Source organism: Rhodopseudomonas sp. (assembly GCF_036404135.1).
Lineage (GTDB): Bacteria > Pseudomonadota > Alphaproteobacteria > Rhizobiales > Xanthobacteraceae > Rhodopseudomonas_A.
In genome coordinates, this window is sequence record NZ_DASWPE010000203.1 from 1 (window position 1) to 10,935 (window position 10,935).

Genomic DNA, 10,935 nt, shown 5'->3' on the forward strand with positions numbered 1-10,935 from the left:
GACGCCTGACGCCCGGAGCGGCGCTTAAAGGGGACTGGCATGCGCGTATTGCTGATTGAAGACGACAGCGCGACTGCGCAGTCGATCGAGCTGATGCTCAAATCCGAGAGCTTCAACGTCTATACGACCGACCTCGGGGAAGAGGGCGTCGATCTCGGCAAGCTTTATGACTACGATATCATCCTGCTCGATCTGAACCTTCCGGACATGTCCGGATATGACGTTCTCAAGCAGCTGCGGGTCTCGAAGATCAAGACACCGATTCTGATTCTGTCCGGCCTCGCCGGCATCGAGGACAAGGTCAAGGGCCTCGGCGTCGGCGCCGACGACTACATGACCAAGCCGTTCCACAAGGACGAGTTGGTGGCCCGCATCCATGCCATCGTCCGCCGCTCCAAGGGCCACGCCCAGTCGGTGATCCAGACCGGCGACCTCGTCGTCAATCTCGACACCAAGACCGTCGAAGTCGGCGGCCAGCGCGTGCATCTGACCGGCAAGGAATATCAGATGCTGGAGCTGCTCTCGCTCCGCAAGGGCACCACGCTGACCAAGGAAATGTTCCTCAACCATCTCTACGGCGGCATGGATGAACCGGAACTGAAGATCATCGACGTGTTCATCTGCAAGCTGCGCAAGAAGCTCGCCAACGCCTCCGAAGGCCGCAACTTCATCGAAACCGTGTGGGGCCGCGGCTATGTGCTGCGCGAGCCGCACGAAGAAGAAGCCCGCATTCCGGCCTGAGCCGCTTTCCCGCGGCGCGATGTCAAGGAGAGCCGACCGGCTCTCGCCTCCCGACTGAACCCCGCCGTCATTGGCGGGGTTTTTGTTTGCGGTGTAAGGACAGGCCATGAATTTGTGGTCGAGATTTTCGCGGCCGTGGTCCGCTGCTGCGGAGCGGCGCCAGCCGCTGGTGATCCATCTCGCCGCCCCGCTGCTGTTCGGCCTGATCTCGCTCGGCCTCGGCGTCGACGACAATTGGGACCTGCGCAATTATCACCTCTATGGCCCGTTCGCGCTCTTGAACGGCAAGCTCGATATCGACTTCACCCCCGGCGGCTTTCAGGTCTATTTCAACCCGACGCTCGACCTCGCCTATGACTGGATGATCCGGCACTGGCCGGCGCGGCTGGCCGGCTTCGCCTGGGGCTGCGTCCACGGCCTCAACTTCAACCTGCTGTTAGAGATCTGTCGGCGCGTTCTGCCCGACCTGCCGCCGCGCCAGCGCCTCGCCGTGCCGTTCTGGCTCAGCGTCGCCGGCATCCTGACGCCGAATTTCGTCTCCGAAATCGGCACCACGATGGGCGACAACGCCACCGCACTGTTGGTGCTGTCGGCGCTGCTGGTCATTCTGCGGCAGTTTCCGCGGCTGCCAGCCGCGGGCGTCGCCGCCGGATGCTGCTGGATCGGCTTGGCCGGATTGCTGGCCGGGCTCGGCATGGGGCTCAAGCTGACCAACAGCGTCTATGCCGCGGCGCTCGGCATAGCGCTACTGATGGCGCCGGCGCCGTGGCGGCGCAGGCTGCTCCACGCGGCGAGCTATGGCGCGGCCGTGGTGTGCGGCGCGGCGATCACCGGCGGCTATTGGCACCTGACGATGTGGCGGGTGTTCGGCAACCCGCTGTTTCCGCAATTCGCCGCGCTGTTTCCCAGCGCCTGGGCGCCGAATTACGGCATCGTCGACAAGTCGTTCCTGCCGCGCACCATCTGGGACTATCTGTTCTGGCCGCTGATCTTCACGGTGTCGCCGAAGCGCACCGGACAGGCGAGCTTCCACCAGGCGATCTGGGCGGTGAGCTACCTCGCGTTCTGCGCCGCCGCCGCCGCGGTCCTGATCCGGCGATGGCGCGGCGCGGTGGAACAGCGGATCGCCCCCGCGCAGCGCTATTTGCTGGCGTTCGTCCTGGCCGGCTATTTGCTGTGGATGCTGCTGTTCAGCATCGCGCGCTATCTGGTGCCGATCGAACTGCTGTTGCCGCTGGTCGTGGTCGTGCTGCTGCGATCCATGGCGCCCTGGCCGATCGCGCGGGCGATCGCCAAGCCTTTGCTGATCGCCGCGACGCTGGTGTTCCTGCTCGGCGGGGTGCGGTTCTGGGGCCATCAGCGCTGGGCCGACCCGCCCTACCGGGTCGATCTGCCAGAACTTGCCCAGCTCGAGCAGACCACGGTGCTGCTGGCGACGATGGACCCGCCGCCGAGCTGGATGATCACACGGTTTCCGCCGCAACTGGCCTTTGTCGGGCTCGACCCGAACTTCCGCAGCGCCGGCCATCGGCACAAGGTGCGGGACTTGATCGCGCGACGCGGCGGCGCGGTGATGGCGCTGTACCAATACGGCGCCGATGCCGCAGCGCGCGACGCCGTCGACGCCCAGGTCAAGGCCACACTGGCAAGCTACGGCATGACGATCGACTTCGCCGGCTGCCAGAGCTACGACGCCTATGTCGGGCAGAAGCGCGAGCCCTATCAATGGTGCAAGGTTGCAAACGCCGACAACGCGGCCGACTGAGCGCGCCGGCTAATTGCGCTTGTAGTCGTCCTCGAGCCGCACGATGTCGTCCTCGCCGAGATAGCTGCCGGTCTGCACCTCGATCAATTCCAGCGGGATCTTGCCGGGATTCTCCAGCCGGTGGGTGGCGCCGATCGGGATATAGATCGACTCGTTCTCGTGCACGATCTTGTTCAGCTCGTTGATCGTCACCCGCGCGGTGCCGCGCACCACGATCCAGTGCTCGGAGCGATGGTGGTGCATCTGCAGCGACAGCCGGCCGCCCGACTTCACCACGATGCGCTTGACCTGATGGCGTTCGCCATTGTCGAGCGCCTGGTAGGAGCCCCACGGCCGGTGCACCTTGAGATGATCCTCGGTGACCTGCGGCGCCACGGTCTTCAATTTCGCCACCAACCGCTTCAGGCCGTTGGCGTCCTTCTGGCGCGACACCAGGATGGCGTCCTGGGTCGCCACCACCACGAGGTCGTCGACGCCTTCCAAAGCCACCAAGGTCTTGTCGGTCGCCACGTTGCAGTTGCGGGAATCCTCGAACACCGCCTGGCCCTGCGCGGCGTTGCCCTGCCCGTCCTTGGCCGACAGCTCCCAGACCGCGTGCCAGGAGCCGACATCGGACCAGCCGCAGGCGACCGGCACCACCGCCGCGCGGCTGGTCTTCTCCATCACCGCGTAATCGATCGAGATCGGCTTGGCCGCTTCAAACGACGCCGGATCGAGCGTGACGAAGCCGAGATCGCGGCCAGCCTTGGCCACCGCCTCGGTGACGCTGGCCACGCTGTCGGCATCGAGCAGCCGGTATTCATCAAGCAGCACGCTGGCGCGGAACATGAAGTTGCCGCTGTTCCACAGATAGCCGTCCCTGATGTAGGCCTCGGCGGTCGCCGGGTCCGGCTTCTCGACGAAACGCTCCACCGCGCGGACTTCGCCGGACACCGTGGCGCCGGGGCGGATATAGCCGTATTCGGTGGCAGCGCGGCTGGGCTCGACCCCGAAGGTGACGATGCTGCCGGCGGCCGCCGCGTCGAGGCCGGCGCGGCAGGCGGCCAGGAACGCCGGGGTGTCGCTCACCACATGGTCGGCGGCCAGCGCCAGCACGATGGCGTCGGGGTCGCGGGTCTGGGCGAAGGCGGCGCCGGCGGCGATCGCCGGGCCGGAATCCCGCCGCGCCGGCTCCAGCAGCACGTCGGCCTCGAGCCCGATCGCGGCGAGCTGCTCCAGCACCATGAAACGATAGGCCAGATTGGTGATGACGATGGCGCGCCCGAACAGGGTGGGATCCGACACCCGCAGCAGCGTATCCTGAAACGTCGAGCGCGGCCCGAACAGCGGCAGGAACTGCTTCGGGCGCACCTCGCGCGACGCCGGCCATAGCCGCGTCCCCGCGCCGCCGCACATGATCAGGGGAATGATTGGATCAGCCATCGGGTTGAATTGCCTCTCGGTTACGCGGAACCGGCTGCTTTCTGTCCCATCTGAGGGCGGCTCGCAAGAGCCCCGACGCTAGCCGGCAATGCCGCCGTCGCGGCCGCGGCGAAACACCACGAAATGCGACAGCGAGAAATTCACCACGAAGCTGACCAGGATCGACACCAGCTTGGCGCTGAGCACCGGCAGATACAGCGACAGCAGCAACAGCGTGCTGGTCGCGGCGATCACCCCGGCGATCCCCGACGCCACGAAGGTCAGATAGTCGCGCAGCCTCAACTGATGCCCGGATTCCGGGCCGAAGGTAGTGAAGCTGTTCATGGCATAGGAAAACGACACCGCGATCGCCCAGGCCAGCACGTTGCAGACCACCAGCGGCAGCCCGACCCAGTGGTAAAATGCCAGGAACGCGCCGAGATCGATCAGGGTGTTGACGACGCCGACCAGCGCGAAGCTGATCGCCTTCAGCCGCATGTCGCGCCGGTCCCAGGCGGCGGCGAGGCGATCAAGCAGATGCTTCATGACAAAACTCGTTCGAACAGGTTGCGGCGACGCCTCGAACGCGAGCCCACGCCCATTCGAAGAACGCCCGAGGATACCCCAGATGGCGGGGCCGGGCCAGAGCGCGCGGCCGCGCCATAGCCCGCCGGGTTCCCGCGGGAATGCTCAGATCGTCTGGTTGTAGGCGCCGACCGCTGCGTGGGTGCCGAGCACTTCGTTGATCGCGGCGAACATCTCGTGCATCCGGGCTTCCGACACCGGGCTTTCCACCACCACCACCAGTTCCGGCTTGTTGGAGGAGGCCCGCACCAGCCCCCAGCTGCCGTCTTGGCAGGTGACGCGGACGCCGTTGACGGTGACGAGGTCGCGGATCGGCTGGCCGGCGACCTGCGTGCCGGCCTTCTGCGCGGCCTCGAAATGCGCGATCACCGCGGCGACCACGCCGTATTTGGCTTCGTCGGCGCAGTGCGGCGACATCGTCGGCGACGACCAGGTTTTCGGCAGCGCCTCTTTCAGATCGGACATGGTCTTGCCGGGCGCGCGGTCGAGCATCTCGCAGATCGCGATCGCCGAGATCAGCCCGTCGTCATAGCCGCGGCCGAGCGGCGCGTTGAAGAAGAAGTGGCCGGATTTTTCGAAGCCGGCCAGCGCGTTCAATTCGTGGGTGCGCCGCTTCATGTAGGAATGCCCGGTCTTCCAGTATTGCGTCCTGGCGCCTTGCGCCTGCAACACCGGATCGGTGGCGAACAGCCCGGTGGATTTGACGTCGACCACGAATTGCGCGTCCTTGACCAGCGCCGACATATCCCGCGCCAGCATCACGCCGACCTTGTCGGCGAAGATCTCCTCGCCGGTGTTGTCGACCACGCCGCAGCGGTCGCCGTCGCCGTCGAAGCCGAAGCCGAGATCGGCCTTGTGCTCGAGCACCGCGTCGCGGATCGCGTGCAGCATCTCCATGTCTTCCGGATTGGGATTGTATTTCGGGAATGAGTGATCGAGTTCGGTGTCGAGCGGGATCACCTCGCAGCCGATCGCCTGCATCACCTGCGGCGCGAAGGCGCCGGCGGTGCCATTGCCGCAGGCCACCACGACTTTCAGCTTGCGCTTCAGGCGCGGCCGCCGGGTCAAATCGGCGATGTAGCGCGCCGGAAAGTTCTCGTGGAACTGGTAGGAGCCGCCGGCCTTGTTGGCGAACGCAGCGCCGAGCACGATCTCCTTCAGCCGCGTCATCTCGTCGGGCCCGAAGGTCAGCGGACGGTTGGCGCCCATCTTGACGCCGGTCCAGCCATTGTCGTTGTGCGAGGCAGTGACCATCGCCACGCACGGCACGTCGAGGTCGAACTGTGCGAAATACGCCATCGGCGTCATGCACAGCCCGATGTCGTGCACCTTGCAGCCCGACGCCATCAGCCCGGCGATCAGCGCGTATTTGATCGAGGCCGAATAGCTGCGAAAATCATGCCCGGTGACGATCTCCTGGGTCTGGCCGAGTTCGGCGATCAGCGTGCCGAGCCCCATGCCCAGCGCCTGCACGCCCATCAGGTTGATCTCGGAGCCGAACAGCCAGCGCGCGTCGTATTCGCGAAACCCGGTCGGCTTCACCATCGGCTCGGATTCATAGGCATAGGTATTCGGCAGAAGGACGGGCTTCGGCGTCGGAAACATCAATGGCCTCGCGGGAAACGATCTCGGCACGATTATCCCGCAGCCTTAGCGGATGTGCCGGGCGGAGAAAAGCCCGGCACCGGCCGGCCCGCAAGCCATGGATCGCAGCATCCGCTTGCTATAAGACGGGCGGCGAAAGCGCGAGATGTTGCAATTGCCGGACCACCTTCAAGCCGAACTCCAATGGGCCAAAGCCTGGATCAGCCGCGCGGCGCTGCCGTTCTGGTCGACCACGGGGTTCGATCGCGGTCGCGACCTGTTCGTCGAACGCGTCGATTTCGCAGGCCGCGTGCTCGACGTACCGCGCCGGCTGATGGTGCAATGCCGGCAGATCGCGGTGTTTTCGCTGGCGACAAAGCGCGGCTGGTTCGACGGCGGCGAGCTCGTCGAACGGGCGCTGCGCTCCACCTTGGCGAGCTTCGCAACCGGACGGCCGGACACGCCCTGGGCGTTTTCGGTCGACCCCGACGGCGCGATCCGCGATGGCCGCGCCGACAGCTACGGTTACGCGTTTCTGCTGTTCGCGCTGGCCTGGGCGCGCAAATTGTTGGGAGCGCGGGTCGACGCGGCGACCGCCGCCAGGCTGATCGCGGTGATGCGCACCGAGCTCGCGCATCCCGGCGGGCTCGGCGTCATCGACGGCCGGCCGCGGCTGGACGCATTCTCCCGGCAGAACCCGCAGATGCATCTGCTGGAGGCGTCGCTGGAAGCGGCCGGCGCGTTCGACAGCGTCGAGGCGCGCCAGCTCTGCGACGACATCGTCGCGCTGTTCGAGACCCGGCTGTTCTCGCGGCGCCACCTCGCGCTCGCCGAACTCTACGACAATGATTGGCAGATCGCCGGGCTGCCTGACGCCCGCTTCGAGCCGGGCCACCATTTCGAATGGATCTGGCTGCTCGACCGTTATCGCCTCGCGACCGGACACACCACCGACGCGCTGATCGCGGCGTTGGCGCAACGCGCCTTCGCCGAGGGCATCGGCGGATCGGGCGCGATCGTGGAATCGATCGCGATCGAAGGCACCGCGCGGGTGGAAAGCCGACGCTGCTGGGCCAGCTGCGAAGCGCTGAAAGCGGTGGCCAGCGATTTCGAAATGGGCCGCGACCGCACGCTGGCGACCAGCCGCGCCACCGCGTTGCTGCGGGCGTTGCGCGGCTGCTTTCTGTCAGGACCGTTCGACGGCGGCTGGATCGACCGCATCGACGGCGCCGGCAAGCCGATGCTGGAGGACGTGCCGGCCTCGACGCTGTACCACGTGGTGTTCGCGATCGCCGAAGCCGAGCGGGTGTTCGGCGGCGAGGACAGAAAGCCGCACACCCGCTGATCGCCCGACCGCTTGACTCGTTCCCAAATCGGGAACATGATTCAGCGATGCGCATTATCGCCTGGAGCACGCTGGCAAGCTATGCGGAAGTCCATCCCGAGACGGCGGTGCCGCTGACGCGCTGGAGGACTTTGCTCAAGACCGCGAATTGGACGTCGATGGATGAGGTCCGGCGCGCGGCACCGAGCGCCACGGTTCTCAACGCCGAGCGGGTGAGATTTGAGGTCGCCGGCGGAAATTATCGGCTGATCGTCGCCATCGACTTTGGCAAGCAGATTGCGTTCGTGAAGTTCATCGGGACCCACCGCGAATACGACAAGATCGACGCGCTGACGGTGTCGCGTTTTTGAGGAGTGCGCATCATGAAAATCCGCCCGATCCGAAACGATGACGATCATGCCGCGGCGCTCGCCGAGATCGAGAGACTATGGGGAGCGCCGGCCAGCACCGAGGACGGCGACACGCTCGACGTGCTTGCGACGCTGGTCGAGAAATACGAGGAGACCCGCTGGCCGGTGGTCGATAACGCCGATCCGATCGATCTCTTGCACTTCGCGATTTCAGACCTCGGGCACAGCCAGGCCGAGCTTGCCGAATTGCTCGGCTCGCGCTCCCGCGCCTCCGAGATTCTCGGCCGCCGGCGAGCGCTGACGGTCGAGATGATCCGCACCATCAGCGAGGCCTGGAAAATCCCCGCCGAATTGCTGGTGCGGCCCTGTTTGGTCACGGGCTGAATCCGAGAGGTCTTATTCGCGGCTGATCCAATCGCTGATGCGCGACGGGGGGGGGGCGCGCGCTACCCTGCCGCGACCAGCTTCAGCGCGGGCTGCATCGCCGGCACGATCGACGGCGCACGGCGATCGGCGTTGGGACGATAGATGCCGCGGCGCGCCGGGTGCGGCTTGAACGCGTCGGTCAGCCCGACCACGGTCTCGGCGGCGCCGAGCGCCAGATAGCCGTCGGCCTCGAGCACCTTGGCGAGCCGGTTGAAGATCGAAATCTTGGTGTCCTGATCGAAATAGATCAGCACGTTGCGGCAGAACACCACGTCGAAACTGCCGAGATTGGAAAAATCCTGCAACAGATTGAGCTGGCGATGCTGCACCATGGCGCGGATCTCGGGATTGAGCTGCCACAATTCGCCGGTCTGCTTGAAGTACTTCACCAGAAGCTGGATCGGCAGCCCGCGCTGCACCTCGAACTGGCTGTACAGGCCGGAGCGGGATTTCTCCAGCACCGCCTGACTGAGATCGGTGGCGACGATCTCGACGCGCCAGCCTGACAGTGCGGCGCCGATCTCCTTGAGCACCATCGCGATCGAATACGGCTCCTGCCCGGTGGAGCCCGCCGCGCACCAGATCCGCAAGGCACGGCGGCCGGCGCGGGCCTGCAGCAGCGCCGGAATGATCTCCTCGCGCAGATGATCGAACGGCAGCTTGTCGCGGAAGAAGAACGTCTCGTTGGTGGTCATCGCCTCGACCACTTCGGCGGTGATCGCCTCGGCGCCGGCGCGGATCTTCTGCACCAATTCGCTGAGGCCCGGCAGATCGTAGCGCCGCGCCAAGGGCTGCAGCCGGCTTTCCACCAGATAGCGCTTGTCGGCCGACAGATCGAGGCCGGAGCGATCCTTCAACAGCTTGCAGAGGAAATCGTAGTCCGCCGGGCTCACAGGCGGTCCCCCGCAAACAGCCGCACCAGTTTCGGGCCGATCTGGTTGAGCGGCAGGATCGCCGCGCAGATCCCGGCATTGGCCGCGGCGCCGGGCATCCCCCACACCACGCTGGAGGCCTCGTCCTGGGCGATCACGCTGCCGCCGGCGGCGACGATGTCCTTGCCGCCGCGCATGCCGTCGGAGCCCATGCCGGTCAACACCACCGCCATGATCGCGCTTTGCCAGACCTCGATCGCCGAGATGAACAACGGGTCGACCGCGGGCTTGCAGAAATTCACCGCCGGACCGTCGTCGAGCGCGATCACCGCGTTGGCGCCCTGCCGCGCCACCCGCATGTGCTTGCCGCCCGGCGCCAGATAGATCTGGCCGGGCTTGATGATGTCGCCGTCGATGCCCTCATGGGCGGGGCGATGGCTGGTGCGCGCCAGATGCTCGGCGAGAATCGTGGTGAAGGTCGGCGGCATGTGCTGGGTGATCAGCACCGGGAAACGGTCGATCACCGGGCCGATCTCGGCGACCAGCGTCATCAGCGCCTGCGGTCCGCCGGTCGAGGAGCCGATCAGCAGTACGCGCGGCGCGGTGAGGCCAAGCGCGCGACGCAGCAACGGCGCCGAGGGCGCGTGGCTCGGCACCAGCGGCGGCGCCGGTTCGCGGGGCCGCACCACGGCGGGCGCCGACACCGCGCCCGGCGAGGTCTGCACCCTGCGGCGCACCCGGGCGCCGAGACTGCGCACCTTCTGCAGCAGATCGTGGCGGAAGATGTCCGCAGCGGAAGCTTCCCGGGTGCTCTCCGGTTTCGGGATATAATCGGCGGCGCCGAGCGACAGCGCCTTGAAGCTGATCTCGGCGTTGCGGCGGGTCAGCGTCGAAGCCATGATGATGATCAGGTTGCGCTGCTTGGCGAGCAGTTGCGGCAGCGCCGAGATGCCGTCGAGCTCCGGCATTTCGATATCCAACACGGCGACATCGGGCTTGACCCGCTCGACCTGGTTGACCGCGTCGAGCCCGGTGCGCAGCGACGCCACCACCACCATGTCCGGCTCGGCCTCGATCCAGCGCGAAATCAACCCGCGGATCACCACCGAATCGTCCACCACCATCACCCGCAGCGGCTCGTACCGCACGGGTTCCGGAATCGAAGCACTTGCCACTGCGATACTCATGACACACCAAACTCAACGGAAAACAAAGGCAAGGCGCAGACGACCGCCCGGTAGCAACCGCGACCGGGACGACCGGACTAGATCAGGCCGACTTCATGAAATTTCGCCATCACAATGTCCTTGTCGAACGGCTTCATAATGTACTCGTTGGCGCCGGCGTGCAGCGCGCGCGCGATATGTGCGACGTCGTTTTCGGTGGTGCAGAACACCACCTTGGGCTGATCGCCGCCCGGCATCCGGCGCAGATTGCGCAGGAATTCGTAGCCGTCCATCACCGGCATGTTCCAGTCGAGCAGCACGGCTTCCGGCAGACTGCGCTTGCAGATCTCCAGCGCCTTCTCGCCGTCCTCGGCTTCAACGATCTGGAATTCGAGACCTTCCAGAATGCGGCGGGCGACTTTGCGGATGACGCTTGAATCATCGACGACCAAACATGTCTTCATTTCAGCCTCTGTTTTCTCTCATCGCCCGGACGGGCAGTTTCAACTCATCAAGGCACGCAACCTGTCGCGATACTTACGCAGCAATTCTGTCTGGACCGATTTCGAGGACGCGGTCGACGTCGAGGACGACCATGAGCTGGCCGTTGAGGCGGTGGACGCCGCAGGCCATTTTGGCCATGCGGGGGTCGAGGTTGACCGGGTTGACCTCGCGGCTGTCGTCGGCGAGCTTCAGCACT

The 10,935-nt window shown here is 65.8% G+C and carries 11 protein-coding genes and 1 pseudogene; 5 read left to right on the forward strand and 7 right to left on the reverse strand.

All coding sequences use genetic code 11. The features are described from left to right. The first annotated feature begins 39 nt into the window (after positions 1–39). Together ctrA and VGC77_RS22485 are read left to right on the forward strand one after the other, a co-directional pair. Positions 40–741 carry a response regulator transcription factor CtrA gene (gene ctrA, locus VGC77_RS22480; RefSeq protein ID WP_331173778.1) on the forward strand — a complete coding sequence of 234 codons (702 nt, stop codon included), beginning with the start codon at positions 40–42 and terminating at the stop codon, positions 739–741. A gap of 106 nt (positions 742–847) precedes the next feature. After that, positions 848–2,506, forward strand: coding sequence for a glycosyltransferase 87 family protein (locus tag VGC77_RS22485; RefSeq protein WP_331173779.1), 1,659 nt, complete (start codon positions 848–850; stop codon positions 2,504–2,506). 9 nt (positions 2,507–2,515) lie between these two features. On the opposite strand, the gene VGC77_RS22490 is transcribed toward VGC77_RS22485, so the two are convergent. The 3 genes from VGC77_RS22490 to VGC77_RS22500 form a co-directional block, all read right to left on the reverse strand. Beyond that, positions 2,516–3,928 carry a mannose-1-phosphate guanylyltransferase/mannose-6-phosphate isomerase gene (locus VGC77_RS22490; protein WP_331173780.1) on the reverse strand — a complete coding sequence of 471 codons (1,413 nt, stop codon included), beginning with the start codon at positions 3,926–3,928 and terminating at the stop codon, positions 2,516–2,518. A 78-nt stretch (positions 3,929–4,006) separates the two neighbouring features. After that, positions 4,007–4,453 (reverse strand): GtrA family protein, encoded by a 447-nt coding sequence (locus VGC77_RS22495; protein ID WP_331173781.1) that lies wholly within the window; start codon positions 4,451–4,453, stop codon positions 4,007–4,009. A gap of 144 nt (positions 4,454–4,597) precedes the next feature. Continuing rightward, entirely contained in the window at positions 4,598–6,097 is a 1,500-nt protein-coding gene (locus VGC77_RS22500) for a phosphomannomutase/phosphoglucomutase (protein WP_331173782.1), read from the reverse strand. Positions 6,098–6,242: 145 nt separating this feature from the next. Between VGC77_RS22500 and VGC77_RS22505 the strand changes: the two genes are divergently transcribed. Genes VGC77_RS22505 through VGC77_RS22515 form a run of 3 tightly spaced genes read left to right on the forward strand, consistent with a single transcriptional unit; the run spans position 6,243 to position 8,155 of the window. Continuing rightward, positions 6,243–7,421 carry an AGE family epimerase/isomerase gene (locus VGC77_RS22505; protein WP_331173783.1) on the forward strand — a complete coding sequence of 393 codons (1,179 nt, stop codon included), beginning with the start codon at positions 6,243–6,245 and terminating at the stop codon, positions 7,419–7,421. Positions 7,422–7,468: 47 nt separating this feature from the next. Continuing rightward, positions 7,469–7,771: a type II toxin-antitoxin system HigB family toxin gene (locus VGC77_RS22510; RefSeq protein WP_331173784.1), complete on the forward strand. Its 303-nt coding sequence runs from the start codon at positions 7,469–7,471 to the stop codon at positions 7,769–7,771. 12 nt (positions 7,772–7,783) lie between these two features. Next, positions 7,784–8,155, forward strand: a complete 372-nt coding sequence (locus tag VGC77_RS22515) for a transcriptional regulator (RefSeq protein WP_331173785.1) — start codon at positions 7,784–7,786, stop codon at positions 8,153–8,155. Positions 8,156–8,217: 62 nt separating this feature from the next. Here VGC77_RS22515 and VGC77_RS22520 read toward each other — a convergent pair whose 3' ends face one another. From VGC77_RS22520 to VGC77_RS22535, 4 genes and pseudogenes are all read right to left on the reverse strand, one after another. After that, the gene (locus VGC77_RS22520; RefSeq protein WP_331173786.1) at positions 8,218–9,090 is read right to left on the reverse strand and encodes a protein-glutamate O-methyltransferase CheR; all 873 of its coding nucleotides are present in this window, start codon (positions 9,088–9,090) and stop codon (positions 8,218–8,220) included. Then, on the reverse strand, positions 9,087–10,256 hold the full coding sequence (locus VGC77_RS22525) for a chemotaxis response regulator protein-glutamate methylesterase (protein WP_331173787.1): 1,170 nt from the start codon (positions 10,254–10,256) through the stop codon (positions 9,087–9,089). Before VGC77_RS22525 ends, VGC77_RS22520 begins: the two co-directional genes overlap by 4 nt. A 77-nt stretch (positions 10,257–10,333) precedes the next feature. Continuing rightward, positions 10,334–10,699 carry a response regulator gene (locus VGC77_RS22530; protein ID WP_331173788.1) on the reverse strand — a complete coding sequence of 122 codons (366 nt, stop codon included), beginning with the start codon at positions 10,697–10,699 and terminating at the stop codon, positions 10,334–10,336. 73 nt (positions 10,700–10,772) lie between these two features. Continuing rightward, positions 10,773–10,935, reverse strand: a pseudogene (locus VGC77_RS22535) (chemotaxis protein CheW); the annotation flags it as partial.